Origin of the sequence: Citrobacter sp. BDA59-3 (assembly GCF_015167655.1) — a bacterium.
Classification (GTDB): domain Bacteria; phylum Pseudomonadota; class Gammaproteobacteria; order Enterobacterales; family Enterobacteriaceae; genus Phytobacter; species Phytobacter diazotrophicus.
This window is the reverse complement of sequence record NZ_CP063427.1, coordinates 3,241,126-3,264,498: the sequence shown is the minus strand read 5'-3', so window position 1 is coordinate 3,264,498 and position 23,373 is coordinate 3,241,126. Positions and strand designations below refer to the sequence as shown.

22 protein-coding genes are annotated in these 23,373 nt (G+C 52.2%); 13 read left to right on the top strand and 9 right to left on the bottom strand.

The features are described 5' to 3' along the window. Nucleotides 1–62: 62 nt before the first annotated feature. Nucleotides 63–1,247, bottom strand: a complete 1,185-nt coding sequence (locus IP582_RS15345) for a CynX/NimT family MFS transporter (protein WP_193793712.1) — start codon at nucleotides 1,245–1,247, stop codon at nucleotides 63–65. A 99-nt stretch (nucleotides 1,248–1,346) separates the two neighbouring features. Here IP582_RS15345 and IP582_RS15340 point away from each other — a divergent pair, with 99 nt between their 5' ends. The 5 genes from IP582_RS15340 (at nucleotide 1,347) to IP582_RS15320 (ending at nucleotide 5,422) form a co-directional block, all read left to right on the top strand. Continuing rightward, the gene (locus tag IP582_RS15340) at nucleotides 1,347–2,135 is read left to right on the top strand and encodes a helix-turn-helix domain-containing protein (protein ID WP_071195476.1); all 789 of its coding nucleotides are present in this window, start codon (nucleotides 1,347–1,349) and stop codon (nucleotides 2,133–2,135) included. 205 nt (nucleotides 2,136–2,340) lie between these two features. Then, complete coding sequence (locus IP582_RS15335) at nucleotides 2,341–3,162, top strand: ABC transporter substrate-binding protein (RefSeq protein ID WP_041851674.1); 822 nt, start codon at nucleotides 2,341–2,343, stop codon at nucleotides 3,160–3,162. Between the two features lies 1 nt (nucleotide 3,163). After that, nucleotides 3,164–3,985, top strand: coding sequence for an amino acid ABC transporter ATP-binding protein (locus IP582_RS15330; protein WP_193793711.1), 822 nt, complete (start codon nucleotides 3,164–3,166; stop codon nucleotides 3,983–3,985). Next, a complete protein-coding gene (locus tag IP582_RS15325) occupies nucleotides 3,985–4,740 on the top strand; it encodes an amino acid ABC transporter permease (protein ID WP_193793710.1) in 756 nt (251 codons plus the stop codon). Before IP582_RS15330 ends, IP582_RS15325 begins: the two co-directional genes overlap by 1 nt. Then, on the top strand, nucleotides 4,730–5,422 hold the full coding sequence (locus IP582_RS15320) for an amino acid ABC transporter permease (RefSeq protein ID WP_041851671.1): 693 nt from the start codon (nucleotides 4,730–4,732) through the stop codon (nucleotides 5,420–5,422). The genes IP582_RS15325 and IP582_RS15320 overlap by 11 nt, the downstream gene beginning before the upstream one ends. Here IP582_RS15320 and IP582_RS15315 read toward each other — a convergent pair. The 3 genes from IP582_RS15315 to IP582_RS15305 all read right to left on the bottom strand — a co-directional run bounded on the left by IP582_RS15315 (nucleotide 5,405) and on the right by IP582_RS15305 (nucleotide 9,357). Beyond that, nucleotides 5,405–5,851, bottom strand: coding sequence for a DUF441 domain-containing protein (locus IP582_RS15315; RefSeq protein WP_041851670.1), 447 nt, complete (start codon nucleotides 5,849–5,851; stop codon nucleotides 5,405–5,407). The two genes, IP582_RS15320 and IP582_RS15315, sit on opposite strands and share 18 nt — an antisense overlap. 115 nt (nucleotides 5,852–5,966) lie before the next feature. Next, a complete protein-coding gene (locus IP582_RS15310) occupies nucleotides 5,967–8,006 on the bottom strand; it encodes a glycoside hydrolase family 31 protein (protein ID WP_193793709.1) in 2,040 nt (679 codons plus the stop codon). A 16-nt stretch (nucleotides 8,007–8,022) separates the two neighbouring features. Then, on the bottom strand, nucleotides 8,023–9,357 hold the full coding sequence (locus IP582_RS15305) for a glycoside-pentoside-hexuronide (GPH):cation symporter (RefSeq protein ID WP_193793708.1): 1,335 nt from the start codon (nucleotides 9,355–9,357) through the stop codon (nucleotides 8,023–8,025). 312 nt (nucleotides 9,358–9,669) lie between these two features. Between IP582_RS15305 and yoaI the strand changes: the two genes are divergently transcribed. Further along, nucleotides 9,670–9,780, top strand: a complete 111-nt coding sequence (gene yoaI, locus IP582_RS25510; RefSeq protein ID WP_304489328.1) for a small membrane protein YoaI — start codon at nucleotides 9,670–9,672, stop codon at nucleotides 9,778–9,780. Between the two features lie 28 nt (nucleotides 9,781–9,808). Here the strand turns inward: yoaI and IP582_RS15300 are convergent, their stop codons facing one another. From IP582_RS15300 to yeaG, 3 genes are all read right to left on the bottom strand, one after another. Further along, nucleotides 9,809–10,309, bottom strand: a complete 501-nt coding sequence (locus IP582_RS15300) for a YbaK/prolyl-tRNA synthetase associated domain-containing protein (RefSeq protein ID WP_041851667.1) — start codon at nucleotides 10,307–10,309, stop codon at nucleotides 9,809–9,811. 299 nt (nucleotides 10,310–10,608) lie between these two features. Then, complete coding sequence (locus IP582_RS15295) at nucleotides 10,609–11,889, bottom strand: YeaH/YhbH family protein (protein ID WP_041851666.1); 1,281 nt, start codon at nucleotides 11,887–11,889, stop codon at nucleotides 10,609–10,611. A gap of 200 nt (nucleotides 11,890–12,089) precedes the next feature. After that, entirely contained in the window at nucleotides 12,090–14,024 is a 1,935-nt protein-coding gene (gene yeaG, locus IP582_RS15290; protein ID WP_041851665.1) for a protein kinase YeaG, read from the bottom strand. Between the two features lie 433 nt (nucleotides 14,025–14,457). On the opposite strand from yeaG, the gene IP582_RS15285 reads away from it, so the two are divergent. After that, nucleotides 14,458–15,204 carry a MipA/OmpV family protein gene (locus tag IP582_RS15285; protein ID WP_193793707.1) on the top strand — a complete coding sequence of 249 codons (747 nt, stop codon included), beginning with the start codon at nucleotides 14,458–14,460 and terminating at the stop codon, nucleotides 15,202–15,204. A gap of 91 nt (nucleotides 15,205–15,295) precedes the next feature. After that, entirely contained in the window at nucleotides 15,296–16,153 is an 858-nt protein-coding gene (locus IP582_RS15280) for an aldo/keto reductase (RefSeq protein ID WP_193793706.1), read from the top strand. Nucleotides 16,154–16,243: 90 nt separating this feature from the next. On the opposite strand, the gene IP582_RS15275 is transcribed toward IP582_RS15280, so the two are convergent. Next, entirely contained in the window at nucleotides 16,244–17,128 is an 885-nt protein-coding gene (locus IP582_RS15275) for a D-hexose-6-phosphate mutarotase (protein WP_193793705.1), read from the bottom strand. 198 nt (nucleotides 17,129–17,326) lie between these two features. Next, on the bottom strand, nucleotides 17,327–18,322 hold the full coding sequence (gene gapA / locus IP582_RS15270; RefSeq protein ID WP_193793704.1) for a glyceraldehyde-3-phosphate dehydrogenase: 996 nt from the start codon (nucleotides 18,320–18,322) through the stop codon (nucleotides 17,327–17,329). Between the two features lie 342 nt (nucleotides 18,323–18,664). On the opposite strand from gapA, the gene msrB reads away from it, so the two are divergent. The 5 genes from msrB to IP582_RS15245 all read left to right on the top strand — a co-directional run bounded on the left by msrB (nucleotide 18,665) and on the right by IP582_RS15245 (nucleotide 23,368). After that, nucleotides 18,665–19,078 carry a peptide-methionine (R)-S-oxide reductase MsrB gene (msrB, locus tag IP582_RS15265; protein WP_041851660.1) on the top strand — a complete coding sequence of 138 codons (414 nt, stop codon included), beginning with the start codon at nucleotides 18,665–18,667 and terminating at the stop codon, nucleotides 19,076–19,078. Between the two features lie 40 nt (nucleotides 19,079–19,118). Continuing rightward, entirely contained in the window at nucleotides 19,119–19,397 is a 279-nt protein-coding gene (locus IP582_RS15260) for a YeaC family protein (RefSeq protein ID WP_193793703.1), read from the top strand. Between the two features lie 308 nt (nucleotides 19,398–19,705). Next, a complete protein-coding gene (locus IP582_RS15255; protein ID WP_193793702.1) occupies nucleotides 19,706–20,779 on the top strand; it encodes a zinc-binding dehydrogenase in 1,074 nt (357 codons plus the stop codon). A 140-nt stretch (nucleotides 20,780–20,919) separates the two neighbouring features. Beyond that, on the top strand, nucleotides 20,920–22,302 hold the full coding sequence (locus IP582_RS15250) for an MFS transporter (protein WP_071195405.1): 1,383 nt from the start codon (nucleotides 20,920–20,922) through the stop codon (nucleotides 22,300–22,302). 22 nt (nucleotides 22,303–22,324) lie between these two features. Beyond that, a complete protein-coding gene (locus IP582_RS15245; RefSeq protein ID WP_193793701.1) occupies nucleotides 22,325–23,368 on the top strand; it encodes an NAD(P)-dependent alcohol dehydrogenase in 1,044 nt (347 codons plus the stop codon). The last annotated feature ends 5 nt before the right edge of the window (nucleotides 23,369–23,373 follow it).

The following is a 23,373-nucleotide window of genomic DNA, read 5'->3' as shown; positions in this document are numbered from 1 at the left end:
CAGGCCGCACAGGCCTGTTTTATTGTCACCCCTAAACCACCTCCTGGGGAGGTGGTGATTGATTATGTCGCCATTTCGCGATCGCGGCCGGCACAGGCCCCAAACAGCGCCATCACTACGGACAAGATCGCGCAGGCGATAAGCGGGATTTGCCAGGAACCGCTGGCATCGTGGATTTTCCCCATCAGCGGTGGGCCACAGGCTGCCAGCAGGTAGCCTACCGACTGTGCCATCCCTGACAGCGCAGCGGCCTGATGCGCGGAGCGGGCTCGCAGGCCAATAAAGGTCAGCCCAAGGATCATAGTGCCACCCGATCCAAAGCCAAACACCAGCGTCCAGACAACGGCCTGACCCGGCCAGAGCCAAAAACCGGCGGCACTCACTGCGCACAGCAGGGCAAAGAGTACGGCCAGCGCACGCTGATCACGCAAGCGGTGCAGAATGAGCGGAACCAGAATACCCGGCGCCGCCGTGGCGAGCTGGAGCAGGCCGTGCAGAGAACCCGCGCCGGACTCGCTATAGCCATGGCTGATAAGAATTGCCGGTAACCAGCCAATCACCACGTAATAAATCAGCGAGTTAATCCCTAAAAAGAGCGTTACCTGCCAGGCAAGCGCTGAACGCCAGATCCCCCGACTTTGCGCCAGCGGGCTGCCTGATAAGCTGGTGGGCTTTGCGAAACGCAACTGTGGTAGCCACAGCAGCATCGCAACGAGCGGAAAGGTCATAAGCATCAGCAACGCGCCGTGCCAGCCTGCGCCCGTCAGCGCAATCGGGACAACCAGTGCAGAACCAAGCGCCGCCGCAGCTCCCATGGTCAGCGAATACGCGCCGGTCAGTTTAGCGATCTGGCCTGCATAATCCCGTTTAATGATCCCCGGTAGCAGCACATTCCCCAGCGCGATGCCGCAACCGATAATGGCGGTGCCAATAAAAAGCAGCGCCGGTGCGGGCAGAGAACGTATGGCGATGCCTGCGCATATCAGCAGCATGGCGGCAAAAAGGCTTCGCTCCATACCCAGGCGCCGGGCAATGCCTGCCGCCAGGGGAGAAACAAGCGCAAAGGCCAGTAGCGGCAGGGTGGTGAGCATCCCGGTCTGCGCGGTGGTTAAGCCATAATCATTACGAATGGAATCAAGCAGTGGTGCGGCCCCGGTAAAGGTGACACGCAGAGTGGTGGCAATCATCAGGATCCCCGCCATAAGCAGTGCCCCTTGTTTGCCCCGTGAGGAAATCGTCGTGGTCATTGTATTCTCAGGATAAATAGCAGAACCCTACCATACCCGTTTTTCGCGCTGATATAATCAAGCTAAAATGACAATTTATCGCTAAATTCGGACAATATGATGCAGCACGGTCTTGGCCTGGATGGCTTTAATCCTGACAGTCAGCAAGAGGCGGCCCTGGCGTTTAGTATTACCGTCGAGGCCGATGAGCAGCGGATCCCGCAGCATCGTCACCGTAAAGGGCAGTTAATTCTGGCCCTGAGTGGGGCGATCACCAGTGAGGTGGAAAACGCCCGCTGGATGGTGCCGCCTCATCACGCTGTGTGGATACCGGGGCTTATTGCTCACAGTAATCTCGCGACGCCGGGGGCGAAGCTGTGCTTTTTGTTTATTGAACCTGAGCGGGTCGATATGCCAGCGCAGTGCTGCACGCTGAAAATCTCCCCATTGGTGCGCGAACTGATCCTGACGCTTTCTGCGCGCAGCCATCGCGAACGCCAGCAACCAGCCACGCAGCGTCTGGTGCAGGTTTTGTTTGATGAACTGCCCCGTCAGCCGCAAATGCAACTGCAACTTCCCGTTTCCCCGCACAGTAAAATTCGCCAGATGGTCGAAACCATGGAGCGGTCACCGGCCCGCTGGCAGACGCTGGCGCAATGGGCGCAGGAGTTTGCCATGAGCGAGCGCAACCTGGCACGGCTGGTGGTGAAGGAGACGGGATTGAGTTTTCGCCGCTGGCGGCACCAGATGTTGTTGATTCTTTCCCTGCGCTTGTTGATAAGCGGCGAGTCGGTACAAAATGTCGCCCAGGCGCTGGGTTATGATTCCACCACCGCATTTATTACGATGTTTAAAAAAGGGTTAGGGCAAACTCCCGGACGTTATCTTGCATCGCTTGGCAGTACATAATTATTTTCTGCTGCCAATTCCCTTTATGCTGTGTGGTTTATGGCTGTTTTCACGGTTGGCTGGCTTGTGGTAAGTGATTCATATGGCGAAGCCGTTTTTAATAACTTTTTTAGATAATAAATGCACTTTTTGATATTTGTCTGATGATTACGGTTATGTGACTTTAGCCCTGAAATTTTACTAATAACAGGGCGTAAGGATTAGCATGGCAACCACATCTTCTAAAAAAATCGGTGCGCTTACCGCACTGGCATTGCTTTCAACTTTCTCATTTGCCGCTCACGCAGACAAACTGGCCGATATTAAAGCCGCAGGTGTGGTCAAAGTGGCGACCTTTGACGCGAACCCGCCGTTTGGCGCCATCGACCCGCAGAGCCACGAAATTGTCGGCTACGACGTGGATTTCGCCAAAGCGCTGGCGAAAAGCCTCGGCGTGAAGCTGGAACTGGTAGCTACCAACCCGGCGAATCGTATTCCGCTGTTGCAGTCCGGTAAAGTGGATCTGATTGTCGCTGATATCACCATTACCCCGGAACGCGCACAGGTTATTGATTTCTCCACGCCGTATTTCGTGACCGGCCAGCAGTTTCTGGTCCCTGCCAGCGCGTCCGACAAACTGGATAGTTACAGCAAAGCGCGTATCGGTGCGGTAAAAGGCACCACTGGCGAGCAGGCGCTGCATCAGCGTTTCCCGCAATCCCGCGTGCTGGCCTATGACGATATCCCACTGGCGCTGACCGCGCTGCGTAACGGCAACGTACAGGCGATTACGCAGGACAGCACCATCCTGGCGGGCCTGCTGGCGGAAGCGCCGGATAAAGCCAAATTCAAAATCCTGCCAGACTTGCTTTCTAAAGAGGAGATTGGCGTGGGTGTCACCAAAGGCGAAACCGCGCTGCTCAAAGCAGTGAATGATGAACTGGTGAAACTGGAGCAGAGCGGTGAAGCCGCAAAAATCTACGACGTCTGGTTTGGTCCGCAAACCAAAGCCCCGGCTCCACGCAGTTTTAAAATAGAAGCGAAGTAATATGTTGGCAGGTCTCTTTTCTACCTCCGTGGCGCAAGCCACGGAGGCTTTTCCCGTGCAAAAAGGAACGGTGGAGTTTCGCCAGGCGAGCAAAAGCTATGGTGACCATCGCGTGTTGAACGCGATTGATTTGCAGGTTGCGGCAGGGGAAGTCATTGCCGTATGCGGGCCTTCCGGTTCTGGCAAATCGACGCTGATCCGTCTTATCAACCAACTGGAAACCCTGACCAGCGGCGAGATTCTGGTGGACGGCAAACCCACCAGTCAGCTTAAGGGGCGCGAATTGCGCAACCTGCGCCGTCAGGTCGGTTTCGTGTTCCAGCAATTTAACCTCTATGCGCATCTGAACGCGCTGGACAATATCACCCTGGCGTTAACCCGCATTCATGGCAAGTCGGCAGCAGACGCGAAAAAAATCGCTCTGGACCTGCTGGAACGTGTTGGGTTGAGCGACAAAGCCAGCCACTATCCGGCGCAGCTTTCCGGCGGCCAGCAACAGCGGGTGGCCATCGCCCGTACCCTGGCGGCAGGGCCGCATATCATCCTGTTTGATGAACCGACATCGGCGCTCGACCCGGAGATGATTGGCGAAGTTTTGCAGGTGATGAAATCGCTGGCCCACAGCGGGATCACCTTGATTGTCGTGACCCACGAGATACAATTTGCCCGCGAAATTGCTGACCGGGTGATATTTATCGACGGAGGGGAAATCCTCGAACAGGCCGCACCGGAGGCGTTTTTCACCGCGCCGCAGCATCCGCGCGCCCGGCGCTTCCTGCAAAAAGTGCTCAATCCGCTCCATGCTGACGGCAAGGAGCTGTAATGGGGATTCATCTCGACTGGGCGGGCGTCTTTACCGGCCAACCCGCGCAATGGCTCACGTCTGGCTTTCTGACCACCATCTGGGTCACGGTGGTGGGGATTATCCTTGCGACCGCCATGACGGTGTTTCTGCTGGCCCTGCGTCTGGCAGGTGGCAAGGTGGGACGAGCGGTAGTGGCGGGGTGGGTTTCGCTGTTTCGCAATACGCCGCTACTGGTGCAACTGCTGTTCTGGTATTTCGCCGCATGGAACCTGTTGCCTCTGGCATTTCGTCAGTACGTCAACGATGACCACCCCTTTAGTATTTTGCCGGGAGATGTCTGGTGGTTTACCCCGGAATTTCTCTCTTCGGCGTGGGCGCTTGGGTTATTTACGGCGGCATTTCTGGTTGAAGAGATTCAGGCCGGGCTGCATGCCGTTCCGCGTGGGCAAATTGAAGCGGCAAAATCGCAGGGCTTTAGCGATCTGGCGCTGTTTCGCTGGGTACTTCTGCCGCAGGGGCTGGAGAACGCCTGGCAGCCAGTGGTGGGGCAGTATCTGAACCTGATGAAGCTCTCATCGCTGGCGACCGGCATCGGTTTTGCGGAGCTAACCTACCAGACCCGGCAAATTGAAAGCTTTAACGCCCACGCATTGGAAGCCTTTACGGTAGGAAGTGTGCTGTATCTGGCGCTGGGGCTGGTCATGAGCCTGCTGTTTAACCTGCCGCGCGGATGGCGGGCAATGGTCCGCAAGGAGGCACACCGTGATCGATAATCTTACCGTGATTACTGATAACCTCGGTTATCTGCTGCTGGGCCGTGCCGCACAGGGCGAACCGGGCGGCGTGCTGTTATCGGTACTGATGACCCTGGGGGCGGCGGTGCTGGCATTCCCCGGCGGCGTGTTGCTCGCCTGCTGCGCGTGGCGTTTTGCAGGCTGGCCGCGCAAGCTGCTCTTTCTGTGGGCAGAGTTGATTCGTGGGATCCCGCTGATTTTTGTCATCTTCTGGCTGTGGTTTTTGCTGCCGTGGCTCACTGGCGCTGACTTGCCGGGGGCGGTTACCGTCACCCTGGCGCTGGCGTGGTTTACCTCGGCCTCGGTCATGTACTCGACGCTGGCGGCGCTTAACGCATTACCGAAGGGGCAATATGAGGCGGCGATAAGCGGTGGGTTTGGCAGCCTGGACATTCTGCGCCTGGTGCTGCTGCCACAGGCGTTACGTAATGCCATTCCGTCTTACGTGGGGTTGCTTATTGCTCTGCTGAAAGACACCTCACTGGCGTTTATCGTCAATGTGCCGGAGCTGACCACGGTGGCCGGGCAGGTGAATAACCGGGTACAGGTTTACCCGGCGGCCCTGTTTATCTTCACCGGTCTGGTCTATTACCTGCTGTGTACTTTACTGGAGCTTGGGGTTAAACGCTGGCAGAGGCGGCATTTACTGCCGACCAATTAACAGCGAAACCAGACCTGCCGCAATCAGTGGCCCTACCGGCACTCCCCGGAACAGGGCCACACCCAGTACGGTGCCCACCAGAAGCCCTGCGACCAGCGAGGGCTGCGCGCTCATCAGTGTCACCCCACGGCCCCCCAGCCAGGAGACAAAAACCCCCACAGCGATGGCTATCAGCGATTTCCAGTTCAGAAAAGAGCTAATCAGCGTTGATGGTGGCAATGATCCGCTGGCGATGGGCGCCATAACGCCAATGGTCAGAATGACAATACCGAGCGTCAAACCCTGCTTTTCGACCCACGGAAAGTAAGCATTGAGCGGCGTAATGCGAATTATGATCAACACCATAACGGCAACGGCGACGGTGGTGTTGTGGCTAAAGAAGCTCAGTGCCACAAGGCCAATAAGGATAAAGAGAGTGGTATCAAACATGGAGAGTGTTTCGTTCCTTGCCAATGAAAAAATAAGCCTGCTTACATTACCTTACGCGGATGCGCATTGTTAAGCAGGCTTTTTATAACGAAACACACGTTTTCAGGCGTTTGCCTTAAATACCGGACAAAAGAGCGGCCGCGTTGCTCCCTTCACGCATAAAGACCGGTATCGTCTCCAGCCCGGCATTGACGGTCATTCGCTGCTGGCCCTGATAGCGCTCTCCATTCAGATCCAGCCAGCCATGATGGCCTGGCAACCAGACTTCACGTTGGCGTTGCCCCGCATGCAGAACAGGCGCCACCAGAATATCCTCGCCAAACAGATACTGGTCTTCCACCTGCCAGCTTTGTGGCTCATCCGGGTAGTGCCAGAACAGCGGGCGCATCAGCGGATCGCCATACTGGTGGGCATTAGCGAACAGCGCATCCACATAAGGGCGCAGTTTTTCACGCACGGACAGCCAGTGTCGCATGATGGCATAGTTCTCTTCGCCGTAGCTCCACAGCTCATTAGGCGAACCACTGTTGCATTGCGGGATGCCGTTACGGTAGCTTTCCGGCGGCTGGATTTGCGGTTCACGGTAGCCGTGCATACGCAGTACCGGGCAAAAAACCGCCCACTGGAACCAGCGGATCAACAGTTCGTGGAAAGCCGGGTCGTTAACATTTCCGCCCTGGAAACCGCCAATATCGGTCGTCCACCAGGGGATGCCCGCCAGTCCCATATTTAACCCGGCGGCGAGCTGGTTACGAAATGCATGGAACGATGAATGCACATCACCGGACCAGGCCAGCACACCAAAACGCTGGCTACCCGCCCAGGAGCAGCGTACCAGGTTAACGATATCGCGCTCACCGCAGGCTTGCAGACCTTCATAAAAACCCTGGGCGAAATCCCTTGGATATTGGTTCCCCACCTCCAGTACAGGCCCGGCGTGGTAGCGGTAGTTGTCAAAATCGTAGGCGCGATACTCCGGTTCGGCTTCATCCAGCCAGAACAACTTAATGCCCAGATCGTAATAGTTTTTCTTCACTGTCTCCCAGACAAATTCACGCGCCTGCGGGTGGGTGGCGTCAAAGAAGGTGGTGTTGCCCATAAAATCGAGATTAACCTGCACGCCGCGCTCGCTGGTGACCAGTAAACCTTTGGCTTTCATCACCGGAAAGAGTGGGCTGCGCGCTTCCACCGTTGGCCAGACGGAAACCATCAGCTCAATGCCCATCGATTTCAGCTCATCCACCATCGCCTTCGGATCTGGCCAGTCGATGGGATCAAAACACCAGGTGCCCTGATTCGGCCAGTGGAAGAAATCGATGACCATCACCGAGAGCGGCAGATGACGACGGCGGTACTCACGGGCGACCTCCAGTACCTCCTGCTGGGTGCGATAGCGCAGTTTGCATTGCCATAAGCCGCTGGTGAATGCCGGGGCAGGCGGCGGCGTTCCGGTGGCTGTGGCGTACTGACGGGTAAGCTGCTGAACACTGTCAGCGGCGGTGATCCAGTAATCCATCTCCTGAGTGACGCGAGCAAGCCAGGTGGTCTGGTTTTTGGCGAAGTTGGCTTCACCAATCGCCGGGTTGTTCCATAAAAGACCATAGCCGAGGCTCGATTGCATAAAAGGGACGCTGGCCTGTGAATTGCGCTGCGCCAGCTCCAGCGCACAGCCTTTCAGATCCAGCCATGGCTGCTGATATTGCCCCATGCCGTAAACACGTTCATCCGGGCGCGATTCAAAACGAACGGTCAACTGATACTTGCCGCCGGGCAGCGGTTTAAATTCACGGCCATCAAGTTTCAGGGCGCTGATATATTTGTCCTGGCTTTTTTCACTGGCACCGATACCGACGGTTGAACGTTGCCGCCACATCTCCTCAAGCAACAATTCGCCACGCTGGTTGTAAAACGCCAGTTGGCCTTTCAGATTAAGCACCGCGGTGATGTTACCGTTGCGCAGCGTAAGCTGTTCCGCGCCCGCGGTTATCTGTGGCTGACAGGTCTGCGGTGGCAACAGGGCGTGCAGATTGTCGCTAAAGGCCGGGGCGCAGGTGGCACGCACGCGCAGGCTGTGCTCTCCCCAGGCTTCAACGCGCAGGATCTGACGCTCAAAGCGCCATTCAATACTGTCCGGGTGTTGGATAAGTTCGCTCATGAATAACAGGTCCTTTTTACGAGAGACTATGACGGGCAAGATTGATAGATTTCATGGTGTTATCGTCGAGTTTGTACCAGCGCAGGGTGGCAAAAGCGGCCAGCGACAGCAGCCCCGGCACCACGGTGAAGAGGGCAACAATGCAGTACATTGCAACCGATGTCTGTTCTGGCGCATTGGCGACATAGCCGCTCAGCCCTAACGTCCAGCCGACAATGGCGCCGCTGATGGCCATGCCGAGTTTGAGCACGGCGAGAAAGGTCGAGAAAATCACGCCGTCCATGCGTTTACCCTGCAACCATTCCCCGTAGTCGGCGACATCCGCCATCATGACCCACATCAGCGTGGTGGTGGCCTGGTAGAGGGTAGATACCACGAAAGTCAGTGGCACCAGCACGTATATTGATTTCGGCGCGAAGAAGAGGGCGATGCTCAGTACACCGGCGAGGACAGCACAGTAACCGAACATTTGTACTTTGCTAAAGTTGCGGGTCAGGCGTTTTGCCAGCGCGCTGCCTGCTGCTTTACCCAGAATATGTGCCCCCAGCATCCACATAAAATAGCTGGCGCTGCCCAGATAATAAGTGACGAAATACATCATCGCGCCAAGGCGAATAACCCCAAAGCCGATATTGGTAATGACCAGCACAGAGACTACGCGCCACTGGTCGTTTCGTAATAAATCGCGTAATTCGCCGAGATAATTATTGTGCGTGGCAGGCGCTTTAATGCGTTCGCGGGTATTAGCAAAGCAGATCCAGAACATGACGACGGCGGCACTGGCCATTATGGCCATTGCCCAGCGATAGCCGGATAATTTATCGTCACCGCCGAGATATTGCGCCAGCGGCATCATAAAGAATGTCGACATCGCACCGCCGAGGGTAGCTAAAAAGAAGCGATACGATTGTAGTGAAATACGATCTTCATTATTGGGAGTAATGACCGCACCCATTGAACAGTAAGGGATATTGATCGCCGTATACATCAACATCATAAAGGTATAGGTAATCGTCGCGAACACCATTTTACTGGTCAGGGTTAAAGATTCAGGCACGGCGTAGGTTAGCAGGCAACTGATGCCAAAGGGCAAAGCCAGCCACAGCATCCACGGGCGGAATTTACCCCAACGTGAATTTGTCCGGTCGGCAAGATAACCCATTGCCGGGTCAATAATGGCATCGGCGGTACGGGCCAGCAAAAACATGGTGCCAACAAACGCGGCGGGTAATCCAACAACGTCGGTGTAATAAAACGTCAGAAATATAATGACATTATCCAGCCCGACATGGCTGGCCATATCACCGAGTCCATAACTGATTTTCTCTTTACGGGTGATCGTTAAATTCATTGTATTCACCTGGGTTTGTAAGGTTATTTCAGAAGTGCGCTACAGAATAAGAGTGTTGCAAGATTGTATTTATAACAATTGCGAGATTTGTCATCGGAATTATGGAAACTGCTTTTCGTGATACCGGTAACAATTTGATGGGCATGCAATGAAAAACGTTATTTAGCACTGCATTTATAACGTATTGGTAAGCAGGCGGCAGGAATCGTTTCAGCGTCAGAATATTCATTTGAATAACCCGAAACTGTCATCGAATTGTCACCCGGTAACATTATGAATAAGGAAACCGGGCTAAAAAGAGGCAGGTTGAAAATGAATGATTTTGTGCTGACAGATGGCGTTATCATCGCGTCGTCATTTATCGCCATCATGGTGGTACTGGTGGTTTCTGTTCTTGCGCTGGAAAAAGCGGGCTGGCCGTAAGCATACAGGCAGCGAGCCCGCATGACAGCTAACCCTCGCGATGAAAATTCACCAGTTCAGGACGAGCAATGCGCAAATAATCTTTCGTGTTGAGAATTATCGACTTTTCCAGCAGTCCGGCGTTGAAGGCTATATCTTCATAACGCGTAAAAAGTAGCGGGTCGGCAACCAGTTTAAGTTCGGGATGGAAGCTGAACGGCGGGATCGCACCAAATACGCAAGCTGTTAATGTTTCGACTTCGGCGGGGCTTGCCAGCGAGGCTTTACTGCCGCCAAAAAAAGAGGCCAACCTTGCTAAATCAGCCTGCAGGTCAGCGGCAAGGATCGCCAGCACATGCATTTTCACGCCATTGCCTTTGATTTTACACACCAGCGCTTTCGCTCCCTGGCCCAGCGCTGTACCTCGAATTTCACTCACGGCTTCACATTTACCGGATGCTTCATGCTCGACGATGCGGTAGCGCGCCTGAGAATTATCAAGGGTTTCAATAAGATGTTGATGGATATTTTGGCTGGCAATCTCTGACATCATCACTCCTGGAGAAACGTAATAAAAATCAAGAGTAATGCAGTTACCCGAAGATGAAAATAAAAAAGCCGCCTCAAAATTGGCGGCTTGAAAGTACTAGCACTTTACAAACGCTTTTATGTGTACTGTTGAAAAAACGACGTTCGCAAGGAACGAAGTAAGAATCGAGTTTGTCTGGGAAGTAATATGCCATATTTGCCACGATGCAAGGGGGCAAATAGCTGCATTTTTGTACCGTAATTTGCGCGTTTGCGCCGAGGAGAAAAAGCCAGCGCGCAGAGCACTGGCTTTTACTATGTTTAGTTGGAGCTGGCGTTTTGTTTGTGGAAAAGCTCGCGGAACACCGGGTAGATGTCTTCCTGATCGCGGATATGCTGGATTGCGAAATTATCAAACATCGTCTGCAGATGTTCATATTCGCGCCACAGCGTCTGGTGCGCGCGGCGTGTTATCTCGATATAGCTGTAGTAACGCACCACGGGCAGGATTTTCTTCGCCAGAATTTCATGACATAGCGGTGAGTCATCGGCCCAGTTATCACCATCCGATGCCTGTGCCGCATAGATGTTCCACTGCGCCGGGTCATATCGTTCTTTGACCACTTCATCCATTAGTTTCAGCGCGCTGGAGACAATGGTACCGCCGGTCTCCTGCGAGTAGAAAAACTCATGCTCATCAACCTCTTTCGCCTGGGTGTGGTGACGGATATAGACTACTTCTACGTTTTTATAGGTTCTGCTCAGGAACAGATAGAGCAGGATATAAAAGCGTTTCGCCATGTCTTTTGTCGACTGATCCATTGAACCGGATACGTCCATCAGACAAAACATTACCGCCTGGCTTGAAGGCTCCGGGCGTTTTTCATAATTTTTGTAGCGTAAATCGAAGGTGTCGATAAAGGGGACACGTTCGATTTTCGCGCGCAGTTCGGCAATTTCCTTACGCAGACGCTCCTCTTCAAGCAACTGGGCCGGTTCGCTTTTGGCGACAATGTCCAGATCACTTTCGAGTTCACGTAGCTGACGACGCTTGCCTGCTGTCATCGCGGTACGTCGCGCCAGCGAGTTTTGTAGTGAACGCACGACGCTAATATTGGCGGGAACACCGTTTGCCGTGTAGCCGGCTCGGTGAGTCTTAAATTCATTGAGCTGACGCTGCTGGTTCTTTTTCAGGTTTGGCAGCGCCAAATCCTCGAACAGCAGATCGAGATATTCATCTTTTGAAATCTGGAAAACGAATTCATCCTGGCCTTCGCCGTCAGCGCTGGCTTCGCCCTGACCGCTGCCACCACCGCCACCACCTCCCTGAGGACGCTCGATGCGGTCGTTTTGCACAAAATGGTCGTTACCCGGATGGACGCGATGGCGCAGACCGCCGCGTCCCTGATGAAACATCGGTTCGCTGATGTCCTCGTTCGGGATGGAGACGGACTCACCATTCTCCACGTCGGTGACCGAGCGTTTATTGATGGCCTCGGAGATCGACTGTTTTATTTGCGCTTTATAACGGCGTAAAAATCGCTGGCGGTTAACCGTGCTCTTGTTTTTACCGTTAAGACGCCGGTCTATGAACCAGGTCATAAGTCCCTCCCGTACTGCATTTGCCAACTCTATCCATTGTACTTCGTGCCGTCGGTATTGGCTGCTTTCGCTCCACAACGTACTGACCCTGTCAGTATGTCACGAACCGCCCGCTTGCCACCTGCCTGCGTCGCGAAAAACGAGGATACGCACAGATTGTTCAGGCCCGGTCAGCGCTGCGCTGCCGGGCCATTTTGGCATTATGATGATTTACGTACACGCAGATACCATTCACACAGCAGGCGAACCTGTTTGCGGGTATATCCTTTCTCCATCATACGATCGACAAAGTCATCGTGTTTTTTCTGTTCGTCGGTTGAGGTTTTGGCGTTAAACGAAATAACAGGCAGCAACTCTTCGGTATTCGAGAACATTTTTTTCTCGATAACCGTGCGCAGTTTTTCGTAGCTGGTCCAGTTCGGGTTACGGCCGCTATTGTTAGCGCGGGCACGCAGCACGAAGTTGACAATCTCATTACGAAAATCTTTCGGGTTACTGATCCCAGCCGGTTTTTCAATTTTTTCCAGTTCCGCATTCAGCGATTCACGGTCAAACAACTGACCGGTATCCGGATCGCGGTATTCCTGATCCTGAATCCAGAAGTCTGCATACGTGACATAACGATCGAAAATATTCTGTCCGTATTCAGAATAGGATTCCAGGTAGGCCGTCTGGATCTCTTTGCCAATAAATTCGGCATATTTCGGGATCAGGTAGCCTTTGAGAAATTCCAGATAACGCTCTGCCAGCTCTTGCGGGAATTGCTCACGTTCAATCTGCTGTTCCAGTACATAAAAGAGATGTACTGGGTTAGCGGCGACCTCGGCATGATCGAAGTTAAACACACGGGAGAGGATCTTAAAGGCAAAACGCGTCGACAAACCGTTCATCCCTTCATCCACCCCGGCGTAATCGCGATACTCCTGATAGGACTTCGCTTTCGGGTCCGTATCTTTCAGGCTTTCACCGTCGTAGACACGCATTTTCGAGTAGATGCTGGAGTTTTCCGGCTCTTTCAGGCGCGACAAAATCGAGAAGCGGGCCAGCGTTTCCAGCGTACCCGGGGCGCATGGCGCATGGGTCAGCTCACTGTGGTTAAGCAGTTTTTCGTAAATTTTGATCTCTTCGGAGATCCGCAAGCAATAAGGCACTTTGACGATATAGACACGGTCAAGGAACGCCTCATTGTTTTTGTTATTACGGAAAGTGACCCACTCTGATTCGTTTGAGTGCGCAAGGATGATGCCGTTAAAGGGCAGGGCGGAAATCCCTTCGGTCCCGTTGTAGTTGCCTTCCTGGGTCGCGGTCAGCAATGGGTGCAGAACTTTAATAGGCGCTTTGAACATCTCAACGAATTCCATGATGCCCTGGTTCGCGCGGCACAGTGCGCCGGAGTAGCCATAGGCATCGGGATCGTTTTGTGCGTGGTTTTCCAGTTTACGGATGTCCACTTTACCCACCAGAGCAGAGATGTCCTGGTTGTTCTCATCGCCCGGTTCTGTTTTCGCGATGGCGATTTGTTCAAGTACAGATGGCCAGACTTTGACCACGCGGAATTTGCTGATGTCACCGCCGAAATCATGCAGGCGTTTAGCCGCCCACGGCGACATGATGGTACCGAGGTAACGGCGCGGAACGTTATATTCCTTTTCCAGAATCTGCGCGTCTTCCTGCGGATTGAACAAACACAACGGATGGTCGTTTACCGGGCTGCGTTCACCATTGGCACTCAGCACGTAAATCGGTACCCGCTGCATTAAAGATTTAAGGCGTTCGGCAAGCGAGGATTTACCGCCACCGACCGGACCGAGCAGATAAAGGATCTGTTTCTTCTCTTCCAGCCCCTGGGCGGCGTGTTTGAGATAAGATACAATTTGCTCGATTGCTTCTTCCATGCCATAGAACTCTTCAAACGCCGGGTAGCGTCCGATAACCCGGTTCGAAAAGAGACGGGAAAGCCGTGGCTCCTGGGCAGTATCCACCATCACTGGCTCACCAATGGCCATCAGTAGCCTTTCTGCCGCGTTAGCGTAGGCACTGCGGTCTTGCCGACAGATGGTAAGAAATTCCTGCAGTGTGAACTCTTCGTCCTTGGCAGCTTCATAGCGCTGGCGGTAGTGATCGAATATATTCATGGCATGCCGTCCTTTCGTTTTTTAGCACAGGTAAAGAGCCGTTCATATGAATAGTAGAGGCTCCCGGAAGCGTTAACTGAACGACGCTAAGAGTCATACAGCAACCCTCATGCCAGGTTGCATGTTATTAACAATATGCGGGTTCGTTAAATCATCTTCTTAATTTAAGCGTAGATGGCATTTGCAAAACTTGCATGCCGCCTAAAACTAATTTCAATGACATATCAATAACTCATCCATAAATGCTTTCTTTTGTGATAAGCCTTCCACTCTCAAATCACGGCGGCTTCATAAAACAGTAAGCCCCCTGTCATATACAGACCACAGGCTATAGGGTTTAGTTTTGTAATGGTTAAGTAAAAAAATTTGGGTAGACTGTTCTGGACGGTTAAACTTCACTCCGCCGATTATTGACTACAGGAATTAATGGACTGTGATGAAACTCAAACTCCTGGCACTGGGCGTGCTGATCGCTTCTTCTACTTTTACTGCCAATGCCGAAAGCAACTTCTCCCTGGGTGCGGGCGTGGGCGTTGTAGAGACTCCGTATAAACAGTACGACAATAAAACCTATCCGATCCCGGTTATCACCTATGAAAGTGATGACTTCTGGTTCCGCGGTTTAGGCGGCGGCTACTACCTGTGGAATGATCAGGCCGACCAACTCTCCATCTTTGCCGCATATTCGCCCTGGAGCTTTAAGCCGGGTGACAGTGACAATAATCAACTGCGTCAGTTGAATAAACGTAAGTCAACCGCAGTAGCGGGGCTTTCGTATATTCATAACACCGAATACGGTTTCCTGCGTACGTCACTGGCCGGTGATGTGCTGGACAACAGTAATGGTGTGACATGGGATCTGGCCTGGCTGTATCGGTATACCAATGGTGGTCTGACGCTGACGCCGGGTATCGGGGTTGAATGGAGCAGCGACAATCAAAACGAGTACTATTATGGCGTCTCGCGTGAAGAGTCACGCCGCAGCGGCCTTAATAGCTATGATCCGGACAATAGCTGGAGCCCTTATCTGGAACTTACCGCCAGCTATCGTCTGAACGACAACTGGAGCGTTTACGGCACGGGCCGTTACACCCACCTGTCTGATGAAATTAAAGACAGTCCGATGGTGGACAAATCCTGGGCCGGATTATTATCGGCAGGGGTAACGTATCGTTTCTGATTGTGCTTTTTTATAGTGCAATCTGTGCATTAAAACAGGGCCATTGGCCCTGTTTTGCTTTACGGTGGTGCATTTGGCGCAGGAGGATGATATGGCAGAGAGAAATGTGGTCTTCGCGGGCGAGGTGACACTGCCTGCTATTGGTCAGGGTACCTGGTATATGGGCGAGAATGACCGCCAGCGCAGTAAAGAGGTGGATGCACTACGGGCGGGCATTGATGCCGGGCTTACGCTTATCGATACGGCGGAAATGTATGCAGATGGCGGTGCAGAAGAGGTGGTCGGTGATGCACTGCAGGGAGGATTACGCGACAAAGTCTATCTGGTGTCGAAAGTGTATCCGTGGAATGCCGGCGGTAAAAAAGCAATTGCGGCTTGTGAGGCGAGTCTGCGCCGTCTGAAAAGCGATTATCTCGATCTCTATCTGCTGCACTGGCGGGGAAATTTTTCGCTGGCTGAAACGGTGGAAGTGATGGAGACTCTCGTTGCGCAGGGCAAAATTCGCCGCTGGGGTGTGTCGAACCTCGATTATGCCGATATGCAGGAACTCTGGCAGGTGCAGGGTGGTAAAGCCTGCGTGACCGATCAGGTTCTCTATCATCTGGGGTCGCGCGGTATCGAATATGACCTTCTGCCCTGGTGCCAGCAACAACAGATGCCAGTGATGGCCTACTGCCCACTGGCGCAGGCCGGGCGACTACGGGACGGATTGCTCAATAACAGCGTAGTAACGGATATTGCTCGCGCCCATAACGCGACCGCAGCACAAATTCTGCTGGCCTGGGTTATTAGTCACGAGGGGGTGATGGCTATTCCAAAAGCGGGCACTGTGGCGCATGCCCAGGAAAATGCCGCTGCGTTGAACATTACGCTGAGCGCAGAAGATCTGGCGCGGTTGGATAACGCGTTTCCGGCACCGGGGCGTAAAACACCCCTGGATGTGGTGTAGCGCGTCGCGCATAAGTGTATAAGATGCGGATGCTGTTGCCCGAATAAGTCGGGGAGAGCCCGGGAACACGGCTTACCCGGGCTATCACAATCAGCGTTTAACCACGCGGATCGTCTGCGCCAGGCGAGACGGTTTTTCTTCGGTGGTTTTTTGCGGCGCGGTCGCGCAGGCTGATTCAACACAAACAAATGTTTTATAACCATCATCCGGCATGTCGGTCATGCTGGCGGAGAGCGCCGGACCCGGGTTCCATGCGACAACGTTAGTATGATGGTGATGGATCACTTCAATGGTGCGGTTCAGCGCACTGTCATGAATCACGCTGCAGGCTTCCGGATTCAGATAGACGCGATCGGTACGATCCGGGAATGTCTGTACGCCATCGGTCAGTGCATCTTCTTGCGCGTTGTTCACTTTATCAATGAAACGATCGCCCAGACCGCTGACTTTCACCGCATGGATATCGCCGACGTTGAAATAGGTATGCAATGCTGAGGTGGTTTCGAAATCACCGTGCGCTTCCAGTTCGATTTCGCAGGTTTTACCCAATTTATAGCGGGCAAACAGCGTGAAATCATGCGGCCAGTATTGGCGGGACGCTTCGCTGCTGTGCAGCTCAAATGTCAGCACAACCCCTTTATCATCTTCATTATGCGCTTTCAGTGTCCATGCCAGGTTACGGGCGAAGCCGTGAGCAGGCAGACCCTGCTGTGTAGCCGGACCAAACCATGGCCAGCAGATCGGTACGCCGCCGCGCAGCGCCACGCCGTTTTTAAACGGCGTGTTGCCGCTCAACCACAGCGCTTCGTTTTCACCCTGCGGTTTCCAGGAGAGCAGATGTGCGCCCTGCAGAGCAAAAGAGGCTTTAACTTGTGGGTGATCGATAACGATAACGTCCAATTCGTCCATCAGGCGGCGAGAGAGGGCGGAGGAAATTTGTTCAACAACCGGGAGAGCAAAAATTTTGTTTATCATGGTGCAATCCTTCGTTTAGCGAGACACAAAATCATGAAAGCTGCATCGGGACGGCAAGTCTGAGAAGAGCCGGGAGCACAGAGAATTCTATGGCCAGCATCCGAGAGCAGCGCCAGTAAGGAAGCAGCTTTCAGGATGACGCGAAACATAAAAAAAGGCGACCGAAGTCGCCTTTATAGATCAATGTCTCATCTCAACTTATTTGGAGATGTGAGCGATCAGGTCCAGAACTTTGTTGGAGTAACCGGTTTCGTTGTCGTACCAGGATACCAGTTTCACGAAGTTGTCGTTCAGTGCGATACCTGCTTTAGCATCGAACACGGAAGTGCAAACTTCGCCGTTGAAATCGGTAGATACAACGTCGTCTTCGGTGTAACCCAGAACGCCTTTCATTTCGCCTTCAGAAGCCGCTTTGATTGCTTTCTTGATTTCTTCGTAAGACGCTGCTTTTTCCAGACGAACGGTCAGGTCAACAACAGATACGTTCGGAGTCGGAACGCGGAACGCCATACCAGTCAGTTTGCCATTCAGTTCTGGCAGTACTTTACCTACAGCTTTAGCTGCACCGGTAGAGGACGGGATGATGTTCTGGGATGCGCCACGACCGCCGCGCCAGTCTTTATGAGACGGGCCATCAACGGTTTTCTGAGTTGCAGTGGTCGCGTGAACAGTGGTCATCAGACCTTCGATGATGCCGAAGTTGTCGTTGATAACTTTTGCCAGCGGCGCCAGGCAGTTGGTGGTGCAGGATGCGTTAGAAACGATGTCCTGGCCTTCGTATTTGTCAAAGTTAGCGCCTTTAACAAACATCGGGGTGTTGTCTTTGGAAGGACCAGTCAGAACAACTTTTTTCGCGCCAGCAGTGATGTGTTTACGCGCGGTTTCGTCGGTCAGGAAGATACCGGTAGCTTCTGCTACAACGTCAACACCGATTTCGTTCCATTTCAGGTTAGCCGGATCTTTTTCAGCAGTAACACGGATGGTTTTGCCGTTAACAACCAGATGGCCGTCTTTGACTTCTACGGTACCGTTGAAACGGCCGTGAGTAGAGTCATATTTCAGCATGTAAGCCATGTATTCTGCGTCTAACAGATCGTTGATACCAACGATTTCGATGTCAGAACGTTCCTGAGCAGCACGGAAAACAATGCGACCGATACGGCCAAAACCGTTGATACCTACTTTGATAGTCATATATTCCACCAGCTATTTGTTAGTGAATAAAAGGTTGGCTGTAAAATTACAAAAACCTTACGCAGCGTCAAGCGGAATCGTGTCAATCATTGCGACAAATCAATCCTCCGCATAACCTTTGTTCGACTGACTCGTCTCACTCTTCCTATGAGCATGCTCCCCATATGGGGACGCCGCCCCGAATTTTAAAGGTCATACAGGATAAAAATGTGAGAGTGATCACAATTACCCGCCCGGGGATTCGCAGCAAGTAAGTTTAGATCAAAAGTTATCACTTCATTGTTAATGTTTTGTTAGAATTGAAGTGAAGTTGTACGAATTCTTACCGCGAGATGTGAGCTTATGACGACGAAATCCTCTCAGGATGACCTGAAAAAAAATCTGACGGAGATGCAGTTCTACGTGACACAGGATCACGGTACCGAGCCGCCTTTCACCGGCCGTCTTTTACACAACAAACGTGAAGGCGTGTATCACTGTCTGGTTTGCGACGCTCCCCTGTTTCATTCGCAGACCAAGTATGATTCAGGCTGCGGCTGGCCGAGCTTTTTTGAGCCAGTAAGTGAAGAGTCCATTCGCTATATAAACGATTACTCGCACGGTATGCAGCGTGTTGAAATTCGTTGCGGTAATTGTGACGCGCATCTGGGACATGTTTTCCCGGATGGTCCACAACCGACCGGTGAACGTTATTGCGTGAATTCTGCCTCGTTGAGTTTTACCGATGATGAAAACGGCGATCGGACTCTGGGGTGAGGAATCGATTCAGCTATTATTCCAGTGGAGTTAATTTAGCATGGATTTCGAACAAGTCATTAACAGTATGACACCGGACATCTATCAACGTCTGGTAACGGCTGTCGAATTGGGTAAGTGGCCGGATGGTGTTGCACTGACACCGGAACAAAAAGAGAACAGCCTGCAACTGGTTATGTTATGGCAGGCCCGCCATAACACCGACGCGCAGCATATGACCATCGACACCCAGGGACAGATGGTGATGAAGAGCAAGCAGCAACTGAAAGAAGACTTTGGCATTGCGCCTAAGCCAATTGCGACGCTGAAAATGCAATAACTTCCCCGATGAGCGGCGAGGCCACAGCGCTTCGCCCAGTTTTCTCTCCTTCCCGTTTTACCCTCCTTTTCATGCTTTACTTCCTCTTGATGTCCTGATTGCAAAAATCTGTTTTTCCCACAAAGTAACCTCTTTTTATTAAGTTTTTGATTTTAAATGATTTTGTCGATTGTGCGTGTTCTCATTTGTGATCTTCGTTGTGAAATACAGAATAAAATCTGTGTTTAGCAGATATTGAGTTGACTTCAAAAATGGATGGCGCGAATAATAGCCTCACTGAAACAAATGAAATCACTGAGGAGCAAGCGATGAAAGCATTAGCGCGTTTCGGCAAGGCATTTGGCGGTTACAAGATGATTGACGTACCTGAACCTGAGTGCGGTCCGGATGATGTTGTGATTGAAATCAAGGCCGCAGCTATTTGCGGTGCGGATATGAAGCATTACAAAGTCGACAGCGGCTCTGATGTTTTTAACTCAGTCCGCGGACATGAATTTGCCGGACGCATTTGTAAAACCGGGGCGAATGTGAAGGACTGGAAAGTCGGCCAGCGCGTGGTGTCCGATAACAGCGGTCACGTCTGTGGCGTGTGCCCGGCCTGTGAACAAGGTGATTTTCTGTGTTGTACAGAAAAAGTAAACCTTGGCCTTGATAACAACACCTGGGGCGGCGGTTTTTCGAAATATTGTCTGGTGCCCGGTGAGATCCTGAAAATCCATCGTCGTGCACTGTGGGAGATCCCGGAAGGCATCGACTACGAAGAAGCGGCAGTTCTCGATCCTATCTGTAATGCCTACAAATCTATCGCCCAGCAATCCAATTTCTTACCAGGCCAGGACGTGGTGGTCATCGGTACCGGGCCATTGGGCCTCTTTTCTGTCCAGATGGCGCGCATTATGGGGGCGGTCAACATTGTGGTCGTCGGGCTGGATGAAGATGTTGAAGTCCGTTTCCCGGTTGCCAGAGAGCTCGGCGCAACGGCGGTGGTCAATGGTTCGAAAGAAGACGTTGTTGCCCGTTGCCAGGAGATCTGCGGCAAAGATAACCTCGGGCTGGTGATTGAGTGCTCAGGAGCCAATATCGCGCTGAAACAGTCCATCGAAATGCTGCGTCCGAATGGGGAAGTGGTGCGCGTTGGTATGGGTTTCAAACCGCTCGATTTTTCGATTAACGACATCACGGCGTGGAACAAAAGCATCATCGGACACATGGCCTATGACTCCACCTCCTGGCGCAACGCCATTCGCCTGCTGGCCTCCGGCGCTATTCAGGTGAAACCGATGATCACCCACCGTATTGGACTGTCAGAGTGGGAAATAGGCTTTGACGCGATGGTCGATAAAACGGCAATCAAAGTCATCATGACCTACGACTTTGATTGATAAGGACCGCGCCTTGTTATTAGCACCGCCAATGCGATCTTGTCATTTACTTTAAATATTGAAGGAAATAATAAAACAGGACATCGCGGACGGAATACACGAATACAAAAATTAATGCTTTATTTCGTGAGGAATATCTTATGGGAAACACAATTGAAAAACCCAATTGTGGGGCAAGACTCGACCGCCTTCCGGATTGCCACTGGCATTATACTATGTTTGGAATGGTGGCTTTCGGATTATTGGTTTGCTGGAGTAACGCCGTTGGTGGATTAATCCTGGCACAGTTAAAAGATCTGGGATGGACGGATAATTCAACGACCGCAACCTTTTCTGCTATTACCACGGCGGGTATGTTTGCCGGGGCATTAATTGGCGGCATCATTGGCGATAAAATTGGTCGTAAGAAAGCCATTATCCTTTATGAAATTATTCATATTGTATCAATGATTGCCGGTGCGCTCTCTCCGGATATGACATTCCTGATTGCCTGCCGTCTGGTGATGGGATTTGGTCTGGGTGCACTGCTGGTGACGCTGTTTGCTGGATACACCGAGTATATGCCGGGGCGCAGCCGTGGAACCTGGTCGAGTCGCGTCTCCTTTATTGGCAACTGGTCATATCCACTGTGTTCATTAATAGCGATGGGGCTGACGACGCTGGTCAGCGCAGAGTGGAACTGGCGAGTACAGCTGATTATTCCGAGCGTGCTCTCGCTTATTGCCACCTGGCTTGCCTGGCGTTATTTCCCGGAGTCTCCGCGCTGGCTGGAGTCGCGTGGACGCTATGCGGCAGCCGAAGCCATCATGTCGGAGATCGAACGTAAAGTCAGTCTGCAAACCGGCAAGGCACTGAGCGTGGTGACACCTACTGAGAGTAAAAGCCTGCCTGCCGTGGTGCCTTATTCATCGCTGCTGAAAGGAGTGTTGCTTAAACGAGTGGTTCTGGGATCCTTTGTCTTAATCGCCATGAACGTGGTGCAGTACACGCTAATTAACTGGCTGCCGACCATCTTTATGTCGCAGGGGATTAACCTTAAAGATTCCATCGTGCTGAATACCATGAGCATGTTTGGCGCACCCTTTGGCATCTTTATCGCCATGATGGTGATGGATAAAATTCCACGCAAAACAATGGGTGTTGGGTTACTGCTGTTTATTGCTGCGCTGGGTTATTTCTATTCGCTGCAGACCAATATGCTGATGATTACCGTTTGCGGCTTTTTCCTGATTACTTTTGTTTATATGTATGTTTGCTATGCCTCTGCAGTCTACGTGCCCGAAATATGGCCAACCGAAGCGAAATTACGCGGCTCGGGCCTGGCGAATGCGGTCGGTCGCATCAGCGGTATTGCTGCACCTTATGCCGTGGCTGTTCTGCTCAGTAATTATGGCGTCACCGGTGTCTTTATTCTGCTGAGTGTCGTGGCCATTATCGTTGCGGCAGCTATTGCGACCATTGGTATCGAAACAAAAGGAGCATCTGTCGAAAGTATTGGGATGGATGCCGTTACCACCAAATAATGCGTCTTCGAAAGGAATGTGTATGCAAAACTCTAAGGCAATTTTAAAAACACCTGGCACAATGACAATTCTGCCAGCGAATATGCCGGTGCCAAAGAATGATGAAGTATTAATTAAAGTGGAATATGTCGGTATTTGTGGTTCAGATGTTCACGGTTTTGAGTCTGGCCCTTTTATTCCACCGAAAGATCCGAATCAGGAAATTGGCCTTGGCCATGAGTGCGCGGGAACCGTAGTGGCCATTGGCCGTAATGTTAAAAAATTCAAACCGGGCGATAAAGTGAATATTGAGCCCGGAGTACCCTGCGGAAAATGTCGCTACTGCCTGGAAGGCAAATATAATATTTGTCCTGATGTCGACTTTATGGCGACCCAGCCAAATTATCGCGGTGCACTGACATATTACCTCTGTCACCCTGAAAGCTTTACCTACAAGCTGCCGGAAAATATGGACACCATGGAAGGTGCGCTGGTCGAGCCTGCCGCGGTGGGCATTCATGCCGCGATGCTGGCTGACGTGAAGCCCGGCAAAAAGATTGTCATTCTCGGCGCGGGCTGTATCGGCTTAATGACCTTGCAGGCTTGCCGCTATCTGGGCGCCACGCAAATTGTGGTGGTTGACGTGCTGGAAAAACGACTGGCGATGGCGGAAAAACTAGGCGCCAGCGCGGTGATTAACGGCGCGAAAGAGGACACGGTGGTCTGCTGTGCCGAACGTATTGGTGAGATGGGCGCGGATATCGTTTTTGAAACTGCCGGGTCTGCGATCACCGTAAAACAGGCACCTTATCTGGTGATGCGTGGTGGCAAAATTATGATTGTCGGTACCGTTCCGGGCGACTCTGCGATTAATTTCCTGAAAATTAATCGCGAGGTCAGTATTCAAACGGTATTCCGTTATGCCAACCGCTATCCATTAACTATTGAGGCCATCTCCTCCGGGAAATTTGATGTGAAATCGATGGTCACCCATATTTACGATTATGACGATGTGCAGCGCGCATTCGACGAATCCGTAAATAACAAACGCGAAATTATTAAAGGCGTTATTAAAGTCTTAGCTTAATTCAT

Coding starts and splice junctions, on each gene's coding strand:
- IP582_RS15345 (WP_193793712.1), bottom strand. CDS start 1,247: ATGACCACGACGATTTCCTCACGGGGCAAACAAGGGGCACTGCTTATG.
- IP582_RS15340 (WP_071195476.1), top strand. CDS start 1,347: ATGCAGCACGGTCTTGGCCTGGATGGCTTTAATCCTGACAGTCAGCAA.
- IP582_RS15335 (WP_041851674.1), top strand. CDS start 2,341: ATGGCAACCACATCTTCTAAAAAAATCGGTGCGCTTACCGCACTGGCA.
- IP582_RS15330 (WP_193793711.1), top strand. CDS start 3,164: ATGTTGGCAGGTCTCTTTTCTACCTCCGTGGCGCAAGCCACGGAGGCT.
- IP582_RS15325 (WP_193793710.1), top strand. CDS start 3,985: ATGGGGATTCATCTCGACTGGGCGGGCGTCTTTACCGGCCAACCCGCG.
- IP582_RS15315 (WP_041851670.1), bottom strand. CDS start 5,851: ATGTTTGATACCACTCTCTTTATCCTTATTGGCCTTGTGGCACTGAGC.
- IP582_RS15310 (WP_193793709.1), bottom strand. CDS start 8,006: ATGAGCGAACTTATCCAACACCCGGACAGTATTGAATGGCGCTTTGAG.
- IP582_RS15305 (WP_193793708.1), bottom strand. CDS start 9,357: ATGAATTTAACGATCACCCGTAAAGAGAAAATCAGTTATGGACTCGGT.
- yoaI (WP_304489328.1), top strand. CDS start 9,670: ATGAATGATTTTGTGCTGACAGATGGCGTTATCATCGCGTCGTCATTT.
- IP582_RS15300 (WP_041851667.1), bottom strand. CDS start 10,309: ATGTCAGAGATTGCCAGCCAAAATATCCATCAACATCTTATTGAAACC.
- IP582_RS15295 (WP_041851666.1), bottom strand. CDS start 11,889: ATGACCTGGTTCATAGACCGGCGTCTTAACGGTAAAAACAAGAGCACG.
- yeaG (WP_041851665.1), bottom strand. CDS start 14,024: ATGAATATATTCGATCACTACCGCCAGCGCTATGAAGCTGCCAAGGAC.
- IP582_RS15280 (WP_193793706.1), top strand. CDS start 15,296: ATGGCAGAGAGAAATGTGGTCTTCGCGGGCGAGGTGACACTGCCTGCT.
- IP582_RS15275 (WP_193793705.1), bottom strand. CDS start 17,128: ATGATAAACAAAATTTTTGCTCTCCCGGTTGTTGAACAAATTTCCTCC.
- gapA (WP_193793704.1), bottom strand. CDS start 18,322: ATGACTATCAAAGTAGGTATCAACGGTTTTGGCCGTATCGGTCGCATT.
- msrB (WP_041851660.1), top strand. CDS start 18,665: ATGACGACGAAATCCTCTCAGGATGACCTGAAAAAAAATCTGACGGAG.
- IP582_RS15260 (WP_193793703.1), top strand. CDS start 19,119: ATGGATTTCGAACAAGTCATTAACAGTATGACACCGGACATCTATCAA.
- IP582_RS15255 (WP_193793702.1), top strand. CDS start 19,706: ATGAAAGCATTAGCGCGTTTCGGCAAGGCATTTGGCGGTTACAAGATG.
- IP582_RS15250 (WP_071195405.1), top strand. CDS start 20,920: ATGGGAAACACAATTGAAAAACCCAATTGTGGGGCAAGACTCGACCGC.
- IP582_RS15245 (WP_193793701.1), top strand. CDS start 22,325: ATGCAAAACTCTAAGGCAATTTTAAAAACACCTGGCACAATGACAATT.